14 protein-coding genes and 1 pseudogene are annotated in these 16,313 nt (G+C 67.3%); 7 read left to right on the top strand and 8 right to left on the bottom strand.

Annotated features, from left to right (window positions below):
* Positions 1–64: 64 nt before the first annotated feature.
* Positions 65–601: a gluconokinase gene (locus ACI2JO_RS06835; RefSeq protein WP_404719945.1), complete on the top strand. Its 537-nt coding sequence runs from the start codon at positions 65–67 to the stop codon at positions 599–601.
* A 178-nt stretch (positions 602–779) separates the two neighbouring features.
* Here the strand turns inward: ACI2JO_RS06835 and ACI2JO_RS06830 are convergent, their stop codons facing one another.
* A complete protein-coding gene (locus tag ACI2JO_RS06830) occupies positions 780–1,457 on the bottom strand; it encodes a FadR/GntR family transcriptional regulator (protein WP_404719944.1) in 678 nt (225 codons plus the stop codon).
* A 207-nt stretch (positions 1,458–1,664) separates the two neighbouring features.
* On the opposite strand from ACI2JO_RS06830, the gene ACI2JO_RS06825 reads away from it, so the two are divergent.
* Both ACI2JO_RS06825 and ACI2JO_RS06820 read left to right on the top strand, forming a co-directional pair.
* On the top strand, positions 1,665–1,919 hold the full coding sequence (locus tag ACI2JO_RS06825; protein ID WP_404719943.1) for a helix-turn-helix transcriptional regulator: 255 nt from the start codon (positions 1,665–1,667) through the stop codon (positions 1,917–1,919).
* 120 nt (positions 1,920–2,039) lie between these two features.
* Positions 2,040–5,057 (top strand): glycosyl hydrolase family 28-related protein, encoded by a 3,018-nt coding sequence (locus ACI2JO_RS06820; RefSeq protein ID WP_404719942.1) that lies wholly within the window; start codon positions 2,040–2,042, stop codon positions 5,055–5,057.
* A 40-nt stretch (positions 5,058–5,097) separates the two neighbouring features.
* Here ACI2JO_RS06820 and ACI2JO_RS06815 read toward each other — a convergent pair whose 3' ends face one another.
* Both ACI2JO_RS06815 and ACI2JO_RS06810 read right to left on the bottom strand, forming a co-directional pair.
* Complete coding sequence (locus ACI2JO_RS06815; protein ID WP_404719941.1) at positions 5,098–5,727, bottom strand: phosphatase PAP2 family protein; 630 nt, start codon at positions 5,725–5,727, stop codon at positions 5,098–5,100.
* 56 nt (positions 5,728–5,783) lie between these two features.
* Positions 5,784–6,548: a hypothetical protein gene (locus ACI2JO_RS06810; protein WP_404719940.1), complete on the bottom strand. Its 765-nt coding sequence runs from the start codon at positions 6,546–6,548 to the stop codon at positions 5,784–5,786.
* A gap of 47 nt (positions 6,549–6,595) precedes the next feature.
* Here ACI2JO_RS06810 and ACI2JO_RS06805 point away from each other — a divergent pair, with 47 nt between their 5' ends.
* From ACI2JO_RS06805 to ACI2JO_RS06795, 3 genes and pseudogenes are all read left to right on the top strand, one after another.
* A complete protein-coding gene (locus ACI2JO_RS06805; RefSeq protein ID WP_404719939.1) occupies positions 6,596–7,276 on the top strand; it encodes a tRNA (guanine(46)-N(7))-methyltransferase TrmB in 681 nt (226 codons plus the stop codon).
* A 554-nt stretch (positions 7,277–7,830) separates the two neighbouring features.
* Positions 7,831–7,947, top strand: a pseudogene (locus tag ACI2JO_RS06800) (PEPxxWA-CTERM sorting domain-containing protein); the annotation flags it as partial.
* Positions 7,948–8,077: 130 nt separating this feature from the next.
* Positions 8,078–8,284, top strand: coding sequence for a hypothetical protein (locus tag ACI2JO_RS06795; RefSeq protein WP_404719938.1), 207 nt, complete (start codon positions 8,078–8,080; stop codon positions 8,282–8,284).
* Between the two features lie 16 nt (positions 8,285–8,300).
* On the opposite strand, the gene ACI2JO_RS06790 is transcribed toward ACI2JO_RS06795, so the two are convergent.
* The 4 genes from ACI2JO_RS06790 to ACI2JO_RS06775 all read right to left on the bottom strand — a co-directional run bounded on the left by ACI2JO_RS06790 (position 8,301) and on the right by ACI2JO_RS06775 (position 13,698).
* Entirely contained in the window at positions 8,301–8,762 is a 462-nt protein-coding gene (locus tag ACI2JO_RS06790) for a DUF3429 domain-containing protein (protein ID WP_404719937.1), read from the bottom strand.
* Between the two features lie 3 nt (positions 8,763–8,765).
* Positions 8,766–9,389, bottom strand: a complete 624-nt coding sequence (locus ACI2JO_RS06785; RefSeq protein WP_404719936.1) for a YbhB/YbcL family Raf kinase inhibitor-like protein — start codon at positions 9,387–9,389, stop codon at positions 8,766–8,768.
* Between the two features lie 12 nt (positions 9,390–9,401).
* Positions 9,402–11,486 (bottom strand): catalase, encoded by a 2,085-nt coding sequence (locus tag ACI2JO_RS06780; protein WP_404719935.1) that lies wholly within the window; start codon positions 11,484–11,486, stop codon positions 9,402–9,404.
* Positions 11,487–11,589: 103 nt separating this feature from the next.
* The gene (locus ACI2JO_RS06775; protein WP_404719934.1) at positions 11,590–13,698 is read right to left on the bottom strand and encodes an ATP-binding protein; all 2,109 of its coding nucleotides are present in this window, start codon (positions 13,696–13,698) and stop codon (positions 11,590–11,592) included.
* A gap of 251 nt (positions 13,699–13,949) precedes the next feature.
* On the opposite strand from ACI2JO_RS06775, the gene ACI2JO_RS06770 reads away from it, so the two are divergent.
* Positions 13,950–15,332, top strand: a complete 1,383-nt coding sequence (locus ACI2JO_RS06770; protein WP_404719933.1) for a DEAD/DEAH box helicase — start codon at positions 13,950–13,952, stop codon at positions 15,330–15,332.
* A gap of 323 nt (positions 15,333–15,655) precedes the next feature.
* Here the strand turns inward: ACI2JO_RS06770 and ruvA are convergent, their stop codons facing one another.
* Positions 15,656–16,252, bottom strand: coding sequence for a Holliday junction branch migration protein RuvA (ruvA, locus tag ACI2JO_RS06765; RefSeq protein WP_404719932.1), 597 nt, complete (start codon positions 16,250–16,252; stop codon positions 15,656–15,658).
* Between the last annotated feature and the right edge of the window lie 61 nt (positions 16,253–16,313).

The following is a 16,313-nucleotide window of genomic DNA, read 5'->3' as shown; positions in this document are numbered from 1 at the left end:
AAGGTCGTAATGGTCAGAATGCGCCCGCGCGGCCGATAGCGCAGACGGTGTGGCGGGAGGAACGATGGTGGCAGGCGGAATGAACGGCGAGCCGCTGGCAATGGTGGTGATGGGCGTCAGTGGCACGGGCAAGTCGACGCTCGGCCGTTTGCTCGCCGATCACTGGCACGCGCCGTTCCTCGAAGGCGACACGTTCCATTCGGCGGCGAACGTCGCGAAGATGGAGGCAGGCGCGCCGCTTACCGACGCGGATCGCTGGCCGTGGCTCGATCGGCTCGGCGCGGCCCTGGGCGAGGCGGCGCGGGCAGGGGGCGTCGCGGTGGCGGCCTGCTCCGCGCTCCGCCACGCCTATCGCGCGCGGCTGGAGGCGGCGGCGGGGCTGCCGCTGCATTTCGCCTTTCTCGACACCGATCGCGGCGAGATCGCCCGCCGCATGGGCGCGCGCACCGGTCATTACATGCCGCCCAGCCTGCTCGACAGCCAGCTCGCGACGCTCGAGCCGCCCGAGGCCGACGAACGCGCGCTCCGCCTCGACGCCGGCCACGCGCCGGAGGCGCTGTGCCGCGCGGTGCAGGCGTGGGTTGAAAAGCGGTTGACGTAACCCCTCGCCGTCGTCCCGGGCTCGGCCTTGAACCCCGCTTCTTCTTCTGGCCTTGATCCTTCTTCGTCATCCCCGCGAAGGCGGGGATCCAGACGCGCGGGTTTCTCGATGGAGCCGCAGCGTCAGAGTTTCTGGATTCCCGCCTGCGCGGGAATGACGGAACTGGACGACTGCAACCTCACGGCATCAACCGCTTGCGCCCCTGTGACAGATGCCAGCGCATCGCCAGTGCCGCGCCATCGGCGTCGCGGGTGCGGATCGCATCGACGATCGCGTCATGCTCCTCCATCATCGCCCCGATCACCTGCGGCGGGCGCGAGCGCGAGATATCGACCCCCGCGCGCAGGATATGCATCACGCTGTCGCGCAGATGGTCGAACACCGGCGCGAACGCCGCATTGCCGGTCGCCGCGACGATCGCCAGGTGCAGCGCCCAGTCTTCGTCATGTGCCGGGGCGTTCGAGAACAACGCCGCGCGCAACGCCTCTAGCGCCACCTCGATTGCGTCGAGCTGCGCCTGCGACCGCCGCAACGCCGCCAGCCGCGCCGCCTCCGCCTCCAGCACGAATCGCACCTCATAGGTGCCAAGCGTCGCCGCCAGCGCGTCCATCGGCAGATGCGTCCCCAGCCGCTCCGACGGTCGCCGCTTGACGTAGCTCCCGGCGCCGCGCCGCGCCTCGGTGATCCCGTCCGAGGCGAGCCGCGCCAACGCCTCGCGAACGATGGTGCGCGACATGCCGAACGTCGCGGCCAGCCGCGCCTCGGCGGGCAGGCGGTCGCCGGTCGTCAGCCCCTGGTCGTTGATGATCCGCACGATCGCGGCATAGGCGCGGTCGGCCAGTCGTCCCTCGCTCACCGGCGGTCCCCTCCCGTGCGATGTTTCCCGAGCCTAGCGGACGGCCGCCAACGTGGCGAGAGGTTGGACTGCCTGTCCGACAACTTTGCCGCGCAAGCTATCGCATGTTACTTGAAAAGCGCTAACATCGTGGCGCATAACGCACAAAGCTGTCCAACCGAATCCGCTCGAAAGCGTGACGGGACGGCGGTTTTACGGGAGGAAGGAATGGAAGCGACCGTTCAGGAGATGCCCGCGCCGATCAGCGGCGCGATGCTGGCGCAACTGACCCCGACGCAGCTCAAGGTGATGCGCGGCGTCCATTCCGGGCTGCTCAACAAGCAGATCGCCTACGACCTCGGCATCGCCGAGGCGACCGTGAAGGCGCACATGACCGCGCTGATGCGCAAGCTGAACGTCCGCAATCGCACGCAGGTCGCGATCGCCGCGCAGGCGCTCAGCGGCGACACCCGCCACGCCTGACCCCGGCAAAGCCCCTCCTTATTGGGGAGGGGCAGAGATGCCCACCTACGACCATCGTCGCGCATGAAGCATCCCTCTGGTACCGCTAGCAAAAGCGCGAAAACAGACGGGAGACGGGCGATGCGGGCAGGATGGCGGATCGGAGCGGCTTTGGCGGTGGTGCTCGCCACCCCGGCATTGGCGGCCACGGCGATCAAGCCCGGCGCGTCGGTCTATCAGACCATGCCCGACGACCCCCGTGCGATCGTCCTCAAGGCAGTCGGCGACGGCCGCGCCGACGACAGCGCGGCGCTGCAACAGGCGATCGACGCCGCCGCGGCGGGCGGGCACGGCGGCGTGGTCTTCGTCCCCTCTGGCACCTATCGGATCACGCGCACGATCTTCGTCCGCTCGGCGGTGCGCTTGTTCGGCATCGGCAAGACCCGCCCGCAGATATGGCTCGGCGACAATACCGCCGGCTTCGGCAGCGGCGTCGCGGCGATGCTCGCCTTCACCGGCGAGGACCAATATCGCGTCGGCAAGGCGCCGGTCCCGCCGCGCACCAGCGTGCCGTTCGATCCGTCGATCTTCGACGCGACCTCCAGCACCTTCTATTCCGCGCTGTCGAACATCGACTTCCGGATCGGCGACGGCAATGCCGGCGCGGTCGCGGTGCGCTTCCGCGTCGCGCAGCACGGCTATCTGCGCCATGTCGATTTCCATATCGGCGCGGGGCTGGCCGGGGTCTATCAGGCCGGCAACGAGTTCGAGGACTTGCGCTTCTTCGGCGGTCGTTACGGCATCATGTCCGAGAAGACCTCGCCCGCGTGGCAGTTCACGCTGATCGACAGCGAATTTTCCGGGCAGCGGGACGCCGCGATCCGCGAGCATGAGGTCGACCTGACGCTGGTCAACGTCGCGATCCGCGATACGCCGGTCGGTATCGAGATCGACCGCGGCTATTCGGACTCGTTGTGGGGCAAGCAGGTCCGCTTCGAGCGCGTGTCGCAGGCCGCGGTGGTGATCTCCGAGGAGAACAGCGTCTTCACGCAGATCGGCTTCGACGATGTGATCGCAATCGACACCCCGACCTTCGCGCGCTTTCGCGACTCCGGCAGGACGATCGCGGGGAAGGGCGCGCGCTACCGTGTCGCCGATTTCTCGCACGGGCTGAAGCTCGCCGGGCTCGGCACGATCGGCGAAACCGCCACCGACGTGACAATGACCCCTCTGTCACGCGCGCCGAAACGACCCGCCAACGCGATCCGTGCGCTTCCGCCGGTCCGCGACTGGGCGAACGCGCACGATCTCGGCGTCAAGGGCGACGACGCCACCGACGACACCGCCGCCCTGCAACGTGCGATCGACACGCACCGCGTCGTCTACCTTCCCCTTGGCCGCTACCGCGTCACCGACACGATCAAACTGCGTCCCGACAGCATCCTGATCTCGCTCCACCCCAGCCTGACGCACGTCTATCTGCCCGACGAGACTCCTGCCTTCACCGGTGTCGGCGGCGCCAAGGCGATGATCGAGAGCGCAAGGGGCGGCAATGCGATCGTCCACGGCCTTGGCTTATGGACCGGCGCAATCAACCGCCGCGCCACCGCCTTGCTGTGGAAGGCCGGCGCGGCGTCCGAGGTCAATGACGTCAAGATCCAGGGCGGCGGCGGCACCGTGCTGACCAAAGGCAGCCCGATCAACCAGAATGACCCGCGCGCGCGCCCGGATGGTCAATATCCCAGCATCATGGTCACCGACGGCGGCGGGGGGACGTTCTCGGCGATCTGGTCGCCGAACACGCTCGCGTCGGCGGGTTTCCACGTTTCCGACACCAATACGCCCGGACACGTTTATCAGCTGTCGGCAGAGCATCATTATCGCGCCGAAATCGTAATGGACCGGGTTAAAAACTGGGAGTTTCTGGCACCGCAGACCGAACAGGAGGTCCGCGACGGCGTCAACGCGGTCTCGACCGAGTTCCACAATTCCAGCGACATCCTGTTCGCCAATTACCATGGCTATCGCGTAACGCGGACGATCAAGCCGATGGATGCGGCGGTTAAATTGTTCAATTCGGGCGGTATTCGCTTCCGCAACGTCCATGTGAACGCCGAAAGCGGCTTCGCGAGCTGCGATGCCAAAGGCTGCGGCACGTATCTGCGTGCCAGCAAATTCCCCTTTGAAAACAGCATCAAGGACATGACCCGCCGCCAGGAGGTTCGCGAGCGCGAGTTCGCCAGCCTCGACATCCCCCCAGCCACCGCCACTGCCACCCCCGACCTAGCGATTCCAGTGACTTCCGGCGTGACCAGGCTCGCGGACGGCTTCTATTCTATCTCCGGCGGCACGGTCGATGCCAGGGGGAAGCTGTATTTCGTCGATCGCTTCTTTCAGCGAATTCATGGCTTTACGCCCGCCGAAGGTCTGACGACCGTCTCAGACGCGCCGCTCGACCCGGTCAACCTCGCGGTCGACCGTTCCGGACGCCTGCTCGTGCAATCCTCCGCCGGCCGTGATGGCAGCGTCTATAGCATCGACCCCGCTAACCCCTTGGATGTTCGTCCGATTGAACCGACCCCGGCGCGCGCGGGTGGCGAGGCGGTGACGCTTCTTCCGGTCAACGTATGGGCAAATGGCGAGTTCGCAGACCGGATCGATCCCGCGACCTACCAGTATCCGCCGATCGCATCCTTCTTCATCACCAAGCTCGGCGAGGCCAAGGCGCAGGAATATCGCTCGCCCGACGGATCGCTGGCGCTGCCGGCGTTCCGCGTCTGGAACCAGGGACCCGACGATCATCTCGGCTGGCGATGGTCCGACACGCTTGATTCCTATGGGTTTGTCGGCGCGGTGCCGGGCAGCCGCGTGACGCTGACCAATTCCTCCGAGAACCTCACCTACAGCGGCCTGGTCGGCGCGGGCGGACAAGTGACCGACCTCAAGGTCGTCGCGCCACGCGGCGGCGAGAGCGTCGCGCGCGACGAGGCCGGCAACCTGTACGTCGCGAACGGCCAGGTGTTCGTCTACGCCCCTGACGGCGCGCTCGCCCGCCGCATCGACGTGCCCGAGCGGCCATTGCAATTGCTGCTCGGCGGCCCGGATCGCCGTACCCTCTACATCCTCGCGCACCACGCGCTGTACGCCATAGGCCTTTGAAATCCCGTCATCCCGTCCGGGCGCCGGGATGACGAGCCGCTCAGCTCGGGTGCGCCTCTACTTCGGCTTCCGCCTTCACGTCACGGCGCGTGTCGGCAAAGCGCTCGCCCGCGTCGATCGCCCAGCCGGCGACGCGCTCGGCGAGCCAGCCGATCACCGCCCCCGCCACCACGTCGCTGCCATAATGCGCCCCGCGCGCGACCTGCGCGACACCTGCGGTGCCCGCCGCCAGCTTCGCGACTCCTCCGATCGCAGGCACTTCATGCGCGACTGATTGGGCTACCGCTACCGCCCCGGCAGTGTGGCCCGAGGGGAAAGCGTTGAGATTGGTGTCGTCGGTACCATGCCCCTTGCGCGGCACCGCGTCGGTGCCCGGGACATTCGGCCGGGCGCGGTCGACCCCGGCCTTCAGCACGGTTTTCAGGCCTGTCGCCAGCAGGTGGCTCGCCACCATCCGCGCACCGCTGCGCGCCAATGTCGGCCGACGCAGCACCGCGCCGATCGCCAGCGTCCCCAGCCCGAGCGCCAGCAATGGCGGCTCGTCCGTAGCTTTGGCGATCGGCGTGAGCGCACGCATCGCCCCTGCCGCTGCCAACGCGCGTAGCGGCGCGGTGGCGTCATGCTCACGTTCGGCGGCTGCCCGCAGCGCCTTCTTCTTCTTCTTGCCCATATCGGCTCCGCTTGGGTGTCCGGCTGCCAACGAGCCGCGCGCGCTTTCGGTCCCGCTCAGGAAGCGGCGGTGTAGGCGGCGAACGGTTCGGCGAGCAGCAACCGCCCGTCGCGCCATACCTGCACCCCGCCGCCGCCCTTTGCCGGATCGACCGAGGCGAGTACGCGATAAACATAGCCGCCGTTCGTGAACTGGTAGATGCGCCGCCCGCCGCGTTCTTCGGTCAATCGCCCGCCGGTGATCGTCAGCGACGCGCGGGTATCGCGTCCGCCCCATGGCTGGTCGATCGCGGGCAGGTCGGTGTCGTAATTGTAGCTGTGATAGACGAATCCGTCGCGCTCGCTGCGCGTCACTTGGATGGAGCGCTTCTCCGTCACCCCCAGCACGCGCGTTTGCGGTGCAAAGCGACAACTGGTGGTATCGCGGCCGTAGGTGATCGCAGTAACGGTCGGCGTCGTCGCGCCGGGCTCGACCATGCCGGGATTGACCGCATGAATGTTGCCGAGAACCCGTCCGGCAGCATTGGTCAGCGGATAATAGATTTGCCCCATGCCCGGATCGCCCGCGCCGACTCGCACCTGCACCTGGTAGCGTGCCAGCCCCGGCTTCGACAGGCTGGTCAGCGTCGCGCCGCGCCGGGCATCGGGCGCAGACAGGATCAGCACGCGGTCGCGATCGGTCGAATCGCAGACGAGGACCGCCTGCGTCCAGCCGCTGTCGCCGTTCAGCATCGAGATCGATTTTTGACTTGCCAGTTGCGACCACGCCGGCACCGCCGCCGCCATGGCGACCATTGCCACTCCGCTCCACCACGCACGCATCGCTTCCTCCGTTCCGTTTCGCGCGCCCGTGCGGTAGGCGCGCCTGCATGAACGATCCCACAACGATCCGCCGCCTGTATGGTCGGCGTCAGGGCCATGCGTTGCGCGCCGGACAGGCGGCACTGGTCGAGGAACTGCTGCCGCGCATCGCGGTGCCCGAGCAAGGCCCACTCGACGCCGCGCGGCTGTTCGGCGACGATCGCCCGTTGCAGGTCGAGATCGGCTTCGGCGCGGGCGAGCATCTCGCGGGGCAGGCGACCGCGGCACCCGGCACCGGCTTCATCGGCTGCGAGCCGTTTCTGAATGGCGTGGTCGGCGCGCTCGGCCATGTGCGTGATGGCGGTCTCGAGAACGTCCGTGTTCACATGGGCGACGCGCTGGAGGTGATCGAGCGCCTGCCCGACGCCTCGCTGGAGCGCGTCTACCTGCTTCATCCGGATCCATGGCCGAAGGCGCGTCACGCGAAGCGACGGATGATGAACCACGGTCCGCTTGACCTGATCGCCGCCAAGCTGAAGCCGGGTGCGGAATTCCGACTCGGTACCGACGACCCGACCTATTGTCGCTGGTCGATGATGGTCATGAACCAGCGCCGTGACTTTGGCTGGCAGGCGCGGGGGCCACGCGACTTCCTCGAACGTCCAGAAGACTGGCCGGAAACCCGATACGAACGCAAGGCACGGCGGCAGGGGCATGAGGTCTGGTATTTTCGATACACGCGCATATGATCCCCACGGCGCTTCGTTAACGATCCGTTAACCAATTGCTGCAAGACGCCAGTAATGGTCGGCTCCTGCCGGCCGAACAGGGGAGTGACATGAAGAAGCACCTTTTGGCTGGTATGGCGCTCATGGGCGCCGTCTTTTCCGCTCCTGCCTCGGCGACGGTATCGCTGGGCGACACGGTAACGTGCGGTGGGGTAAACCTCGAATGTTCGATCAGCAGCGCGGCCGTGGGGGCGGGAAGCGAGTTCGCGATCGACTTCGAGGATGTCGGCACGCTGTTGCTCGCTGACTTCTCGGCCGGACTGCTGACCCTCAACTGGACCAACAACCCCGATGCGGGCGACCCGGGCACGTTCGGTGAACCGTTCGCGGTGTATTTTTCCAACGAAAGCGACCCGTTCACCTTCGCCGAGCTAGGCGATGTCACGGGCGTCACCGGGTTCGATGCCAGCACCGTCAGCATCGACGGCGGTTCGGTAACGGTCAATCTCTCGAACCTGTCGTTTGCGCGTGACAGCTCGCTGCAGGTGAAGTTTGACCGCGGCACCACGCCGCCGACGACTGGCGCGGTGCCCGAGCCGGCGACGTGGGCGATGATGATCCTCGGCTTCGGCCTGGTCGGCTTCGCGATGCGTCGCCGTCCGTCGGCCAAGGTGCAGCCGCTGCTCGCCTGATATCCAAGGCGGCATGGGCTGCTGGCAGCCTATGCCGCCTTGTCGTTGCCTGTCCGGCACCTGTCCGCGTTGTAACGGGACAAAGCATGGCGCGCGCCTATCTTTCCTTCACTGACCAAGGAGAGAAAAGATGCGTTCCGTTCTCGTTGCCGCCATTGCCGCCACGGTTCTCGCCGCCTCGCCGGCCTCGGCAAAGGGGTGCCTGCGCGGCGCCGCCGCGGGTGGCCTCGCCGGCCATATGGTCGGGAAAGGCCATGGCATGATGGGCGCCGCTGCCGGGTGCGCGGTCGCGCACCATCATTACGCAAAGAAGGCCGCCGCCGCGCACAAGCATTGAGGCAGACGGGCGGGGATCAGCCCCGCCCGCAGACCAGTGCGAGCAGCAGCGTCAGCGCACCGAGCCCGCCCGACAGCGTCAGGCGCAACTGCCGCCACGCCGGCACGCCGCGCAACAGCGGCCCGATCTCGCGATCACCAAGTGGACTGGCGAGCAGCGCGAGCGCCAGCGCCACCAAGGCCGCTGCCGGTGGCGCGATGCCACCCAGTACCACGAGCAGCGCCCCCCAGCCGATCAGGCTGGGCGCGACAGCCAGCAGATACGGCCACCAGCGCCCGTCACTGCGTAGCAGCGCCTGCATCCACCACATTCCGCCCAGGAACGACAGGATCAACGCGGCATAGCCTCCGCCGACGATTGCCGCGGTCACGCGTGCTTCCGGCTCGAAGATCGCCAGGGTGACGCAGGCGATCTGCGGCATCAGCCCCGCTGCCCCCACCGCCGCTGGCGGCGTGCGGACCTGTGGCAGCGGGGTCATCGCTCAGGCGACCTGCTGAGTGGCCGTAGCAGGGCCGACAGGCGCTTCCTCCCCGCGCGAATAGGTGCCCACCAGCATCCCCGCGGCGATCACATGCCCGCGGATCGCCTCTAGCAGCTCGCTTCGCCCCGGATTGATGTCGAGCGCTGCCGCACTGTCGAGCGCGTACAGCTGGAAGACATAATCGTGGCTGCCATGCCCGGTCGGCGGATCGGGTGGCAACCAGCCTTCCTGACTGTAGCTGTTGCGCCCGACGTCCGAACCGTCATCTGTGCCACGCCCGTCGGGCGCGATCGCGCCCTCGGGAAGCGAGCCGTCCTGGGGTGGCAGGTTCCAGACCACCGCGTGGACGAGTGGATTGGGGGCAGGGGCGTCGGGATCCTCGACCAGCAACGCGAGCGCGGCGGTGCCCGCCGGCACGCCGCGCCATGTCAGCGGCGGCGATACCCCCTCGCCGTCGGCGGTGAAGCGTTCCGGCAGGCGCGCACCATCGGCGAACGCGAGGCTGGACAATTCCAGCCGCGCGTCGCCGGTGACGATGCCGTCCTGCACGATCGCCAGCTTGGCATGGCCGGCGCGGACGTTGTGCATCAGGCTGCCCAGCCAGTGCGGTACGTGTTCGAGCATGACCCGCGCTCCTCAGGCCAAGGTGCGGACGTTGGGCTCGCGGTCCCAGTAACGCTGCTTGGCGGCATCGACGAACGCCTCAAGGTCGGTCACGCCGGCATCGGGCTCGACCCCGGCCTTGTCGAGCAACGGCTTGGCTGCGTCGTTATGGCCGATTGCCTTGAGGTGCCCGAACGCGTCCATCACCCATTGCACCGCCGCGCCTTCCTTCACGAGCTTCGCGCACGCCTCCGCGGACAGGATCACCGCGCACGCGTCGACCGTCACCGAAGGCTGGCCGAACAATTGCGCGTCCGCCGCGACGCTGGTGCCATCAGACAGCGGCACTGCGCCGACCTTCGGTGCGATCGTCAGCGGGTTGCCACCCGCCGCCTTGATCGCGGCGATCGTCGACTCGAACTCCTCGCGGTCGGTGCCGTCGGCGAACAGGATACCGACCGTGCGCCCCTCCAGCGTGTGCTTCTCCAGCGGGCCGCGCACGATCCGCAGCGCCGGGGAAGGCTCCATGTCAAGCACCGGCGCGCTGGTCGGCGATGCCTCGGGCAGGTCGACCGCGAGACCGTCCGCAACACGCTGCGCCAGTTCCTGGTCGACGTTGCGCAGATTGGCGAGCTGCGCGACGCGTATGTGCGAGATCGACACCTTGCTCAGCTCGAACACGAACGCCGAGGCGATATGCGCCTGCTCGGCCTTGTCCATCGAGCGCCAGAACAGCCGCGCCTGCGAATAATGGTCGGCGAAGCTCTCGGCACGGATGCGCAGCTTCTGTCCGCTTTCCTCGGCGGGGAAGCTCTTGAAGCCGTTCGGATCCTCACGCGGCCCGCCAGCCTCGCCGGCCAGATGCAGGCTGTTCGGCTCGTAATTGGCGCGGCCCTTGGGCACCTGCATCTGCATATGACCGTCGCGCTGCATGTTCATGAACGGGCAGCCTGCCGCATCGGCGCGGCCCTTCGCCTGGTTGATCGGCAGCTGGTGCCAGTTGGTCGAGCCCAGCCGCTTGATCTGTGTATCCTGATAGCTGAACAGCCGCCCCTGCAGCAGCGGATCGTTCGAATGGTCGATCCCCGGCACCATGTGGCTGGGGCAAAAAGCGACCTGCTCGGTTTCGGCGAAGAAATTGTCGGGATAGCGGTCGAGCACCATCTTGCCGACGATGCGCACCGGCAGCACTTCCTCGGGGATGATCTTGGTCGCGTCGAGCACGTCATAAGGCTGGCTGTTCGCGAACTCCTCGTCGAACAACTGCACGCCCAGATCCCATTCGGGGAAGTCGCCGCGGTTGATCCGCTCGAACAGGTCGCGGCGCTGGAAATCGGGATCGGCGCCGGCGATCTTGACCGTCTCGTCCCAGATCGTCGAGGCGAGCCCGGCGCGCGGCTTCCAGTGGAACTTGACGAAGGTGCTCTTGCCCTCGGCATTGACGAAGCGGAAGGTATGGATGCCGAACCCCTCCATCGTCGCAAAGCTGCGCGGCAAGGTGCGGTCCGACATCGCCCACATGATCATGTGGGTGGCTTCCGGCATCAGCGAGATGAAGTCCCAGAAAGTGTCGTGCGCGGTCGCCGCCTGCGGATAGCCGCGGTCCGCTTCCATCTTGGCGGCGTGGATCAGGTCGGGGAACTTCATCGCATCCTGGATGAAGAACACCGGGATGTTGTTGCCGACCAGATCCCAATTGCCCTCGCGGGTGTAGAATTTGACCGCGAAGCCGCGCACGTCCCGCGGCGTGTCTACCGAGCCGGCGCCGCCCGCGACGGTCGAGAAGCGCGCGAACACCTCCGTGCGCTGCCCCTTCTTCTGGAACAGGTCGGCGCGGGTGATGTCGGCCAGCGAGTCGGTACATTCGAAATAGCCGTGCGCGGCCGAACCGCGCGCATGGACGATCCGCTCCGGGATGCGCTCATGGTCGAAATGGTTCATCTTCTCGCGATAAACTTCGTCTTCGAGGAGCACCGGACCGCGCGGCCCGACCTTCAGCTGGTTCTGATTGTCGGAGACGGGCGTCCCGTGGTTGGTGGTCAGCACCGGATGATCGGCGTCGGTCAACTGATGCGTCTCGCCACCGTTGCCGGCCGGGCGGGTTTTGATGTCGGTCATGGACGATCCTCGTTCCTACCGCTCGCAAGGGCGCGCGGGTGTCGTGGATCAAAGGGACGGCGCGCGCTGCGGTTCCGTGCGACGACGCGTTTCGTCGCAGCGGTCAGGCTTCGGAAAGCAATGTCCGAACCTTCGCGGCCAACCCTTCCATCGTGAACGGCTTGGTGAGCAGCGCGACGTGCGGATCGAGCTGCCCGCTGCCGATCACCGCATTCTCGGCATAGCCGGTGATGAACAGCACGCGCAGCGTCGGGAAGCGCGTCAGCGCGGCGTCGGCGACCTGCCGCCCGTTCATCTGTCCGGGCAGCCCGACGTCGGTGACGAGCAGGTCGGGGCGGATGCCGCTGTCGAGCATTCGCAGCGCTCCTGCACCGTCGCCCGCCTCCAAGACCGTATAGCCCAGCCCGTCGAGCACTTCGATCACCAGCATCCGCACTGTCGGCTCGTCATCGACGACCAGCACGGTCGGCATTCCCTCCACCTGCTGCGCCTGATCAAGCGGCAGCGTGGCCTCGCCTTCCTCGTCGACGCTGCCATGGTGGCGCGGCAGATAGATGCACACCGTCGTGCCCTGTCCCGGTTCACTGTAGATCCGCACCTGCCCGCCCGACTGACGCGCGAAGCCGTAGATCATCGACAGACCCAGCCCGGTGCCCTCGCCCATCGGCTTGGTGGTGTAGAACGGGTCGAAGGCGCGCGCCTGCACCTCCGGGGTCATGCCGGTGCCGGTGTCGCTGACGCACAGCGACAGATACTGGCCGGGCGGCAGGTCGCGCGGGCGCGCGGCGCGCTCGTCGAGCCATTTGTTCGCGGTCTCGATCGTGACGCGCCCGCCGTCCGGCATCGCGTCGCGTGCGTTGATGCACAGATTGAGCAGCGCGTTCTCGAGCTGGTTGGGATCAACCAGCGTGTTCCACAGTCCGGCCGCACCGACCACCTCCAAGGTGATCGACGGGCCGAGCGTACGGTGGATCAGCTCCTGCATCCCCGCGACCAGCCGGTTGACGTTCGTCGGGCGCGGATCGAGCGTCTGGCGGCGCGAGAAGGCGAGCAGCCGGTGCGTCAGCGCCGCCGCGCGCCGCGCCGCGCCCTGTGCCGCCGAGACATAGCGGTCCAGCTCGCCGATCCGCCCCTGCGCGACGCGGACTTGCATCATCTCCAGCGCGCCCGAGATGCCGGTCAGCAGGTTGTTGAAATCGTGCGCCAGCCCGCCGGTCAACTGCCCAACCGCTTCCATCTTGTGCGCCTGGCGAAGCTGCGCTTCGGCCGCCATCAACGCGGCGGTGCGCGTCTCGACCTCCTGCTCCAGCCGTTCGTTGAGGGTCGCCAGCTCAAGTTCGGCGCGGCGGCGCTCTACCGCGTCGCGGGTCCGCTCCGCCACTTCGCGTACCAACGCCAGTTCGTCCTCCAGCCATTCGCGCGGCTCGGCGTGGTTCAGGTAAAGGAGCGCGACGAACCCGCCCTGTTCGGTGACGGGCAGGTTGATGAACGACATCGCCGCGAGGCCGCGCAGCGCCTCGGCAGTGTCGCGGGTTCGGTCGTCCTCGCGCACGTCGGCGATCGCAACGGTAACGCCGTTTTTCAGATCCTCGATATAGCTGCCGTAATCGCGAAAGTGCAGCACTGCCGGCAGCGCGTCGATCCCCTCGGCGCAGAAGGCGCGCTCGGTAGTGATCGTCTCGGCGACCGGATCGACGGTGCCGTAGCCGGCGCGGCTGACCTCCAGCGCATTGCCGAGCACCCGCGCCGCCGCCAGCGCCAGATCGCCGGCATCGCCCGGATCGCGCAACCGGTCGCCCAGCTCGACCAGCGCCGCCAGCCGCAGTTCGGCACGTTTGCGGGCGTCGATGTCGAAGCTGATCCCGGGCAAGTGCGTGACGCGTCCGTCCGCATCGCGGTCGACCCGCCCCTGTGCAGCGACCCATCGCCAGCGCCCACCGGGGCCGGCGATACGATATTCCTCCTCGAACGGCACGCCATCGTCGATGCTGCGCGCGATCGCGGCTCGAACACGCGGCAAGTCTTGCGGCGCGATGCCGTGAGAAAATTCGGCGATCGGGGCGCCCGTCGCCGCGGTATCGGGTTCGACGCCGTAGAGGCGGGCAAATCCGGCATCGGAGGTGACACGGTCGGCGATAACGTCCCAATCCCAACGGCCTAGCGGAGGTGCATCGGGCGCATGACGCAGGGTGGCGGGCAGTTGTTTGGTCATGGCGGGGTGCGAACGCGATACGTTCGCAACGGTTGCGCGATCAACCCGTGAAAGGCCCACCTTGACTTCTGTCAGGAAATTCGCCAAGTGGCCTGCCATCGAGGCGTTGGCAGCGTGATCGGACCTTGTGGTCCCGGCTCCGCCTCGGTCGTTTTTCACGGGCTTCCCAAGTCACGCGGGGTGTCAATTTTCCCCGCCACCCGTGCGCCTGTCTGGTGCGCGGAGGGCCCTGTACTCAGGACTATATTTCCATGTCTTTTGCTCATCTCGGGCTCGCCGAGCCGCTCGTCCGCGCGCTCGAAGCCAAGGGTTATGTCGAACCCACCCCGATCCAGCGCGACTCGATTCCGCAGCTTCTGGAAGGTCGCGATCTGCTCGGCATCGCGCAGACCGGCACCGGCAAGACCGCTGCCTTCGTGCTGCCGTCGATCCAGCGGTTGAACGAGGCCGGCAAGCGCGTCCTTCCGACGCATTGCCGGATGCTGGTGCTCGCGCCGACGCGTGAGCTGGCCAGCCAGATCGCCGATTCGGCGCGCGCCTATGGCCAGTTCTCGAAAATGTCGGTTGCGACCGTGTTCGGCGGCACCAGCATCAACAAGAACCGCGCCGATGTGTCGCGCGGCGTCGACATCCTGGTCGCCACGCCCGGCCGCCTCATCGACTGTGTCGAGCAGGGTTATATCAATCTGTCGATGATCGAGATCCTCGTGCTCGACGAGGCCGACCAGATGCTTGACCTCGGCTTCATCCACGCGCTCAAGAAGATCGTGCGGATGGTTCCGCGCAAGCGGCAGACGCTGTTCTTCTCCGCGACGATGCCGGCCGCGATCCGAGATCTGGCGTCGCAGTTCCTCAACGATCCCGCGACCGTCTCGATCAAGCCGGCGGCGACCACCGCCGAGCGCGTCGACCAGTCGGTGATCTTCTGCAACCAGTCGGAAAAGCAGGCGCTGCTGACCATCCTGCTGCGCGATATGCCGGTAGATCGTGCGCTGGTGTTCACCCGCACCAAGCATGGCGCCGATCGTGTCGTGAAACTGCTGGCCGGCAACGGCGTCGCGGCGAACGCGATCCACGGCAACAAGAGCCAGCCGCAGCGTGAGCGCGCGCTGGCGGCGTTCAAGTCCGGCGAGGTGCCGATCCTGGTCGCGACGGACATCGCCGCCCGCGGGATCGACGTTTCGGGGGTCAGCCACGTCTTCAACTTCGAGCTCCCGAACGTGCCGGAGCAATATGTCCACCGTATCGGCCGCACGGCGCGCGCGGGGCGTAGCGGTGAGGCGGTCGCATTCTGCGCCGACGATGAGAAGCCGTACCTGAAGGACATCGAGAAGGTTACGCGCCAGAAGATCCCGGTCAGCGAGCTGCCCGAAGATTTCCTCAAGCAGGCCGAGCAGTTGAAGGCACAGCGCGTCAAGACGATCGGTGCCGATCCCGCCCCCCGCGAGGATCGCCCACGCAATCAGCGCGGCCCGGCCCGTCCGAAGGCGAGCCACGCTCCGCGCGCGACGCCGGGTTCGGCGCAGGGCGGCCGCAACTATGCGAACGCCAGCGCCGGCGGCGGTGGGGCCCGCCGCAGCCGGGGCGGACGTGGCCGCGGCCGCGGTGGCAGCGGCGCGTCGGCTGGCGCGTGACATTGTGGTCCCGGGCTTGACCCGGGACCTAAAGTCAAAAAGCAAGCGCGGGTACGTTGAAGGCTCTATTCGCTCTGAGCTTGTCGAAGCCTGTCCTGAGCGCCTGCTTCGGCAGGCTGTCGAAGGGGGCGTGTTGCGAGGCACGTGCTTCGGCAAGCTCAGCACGAACGGCGCGGCGCTTGCCGGTTCAAGCCTGACCAGACGTCAGAGTCACCGTTTTTCACGCGAAGGCGGGAATTTAGAACCTCTGACGTTTCGTCTCTTATGAAGACCTGCGCGTTTGTATCCCCGCCGACGCGGGGATGACGATTCCAGAAAAGCCGCTACTTCGCCGCCTTGCGCAACGCCAGTCGCACCAGCGCATCCAGCGACGCGCCGTCACCCAATTCCTCTTCCGCCGCCGCGACCGCGCTCGCCGCCTCCGCCGGGCGGAAGCCCAGGTTGAGCAGCGCCGACACCGCGTCGGAGCCGGCGCCGACCGGCACCACCTGTGCCGCGGCGGATGGCCCCAGCGCCACGCCGCCGACCTTGTCCTTCAGCTCGCGGACGATCCGTTCGGCCAGCTTCGGGCCGACGCCATTGGCGCGCGCGACGGTCGCCTTGTCCTGCGCCATCACCGCACGGCTGATGTCGGCGGGCTCCAGCGCCGACAGGATCGCCAGCGCCACGCGCGCGCCGACGCCCTGCACCCCGGTCAGCAGCCGGAACCAGTCGCGCTCCGCCGCGCTTGCGAAGCCGACCAGCCGGATGAAATCCTCGGCGACCAGCATTTCGGTGAAGAGGGTGGCTGCCTCGCCGACGGGTCCGATCGCGGACAGCGTCCGCGCCGACGCGCCGACCAGATAGCCGACCCCGTGGACGTCGATCACCGCATGGTCGGTGCCGGTCGAGGTCAGGATGCCCTTGAGATGCGCGATCATGGCCAAGGGCGGTAGAACAAAGCGGGGGCTACGTCATCAGCCTCGTCACCGCTCCGCTCGG

Source organism: Sphingomonas sp. NPDC079357 (genome assembly GCF_044901155.1).
Taxonomy (GTDB): Bacteria; Pseudomonadota; Alphaproteobacteria; order Sphingomonadales; family Sphingomonadaceae; genus Sphingomonas.
The sequence above is the reverse complement of the archived record's forward strand: the minus strand, read 5'-3'. Positions and strand labels throughout refer to the sequence as shown.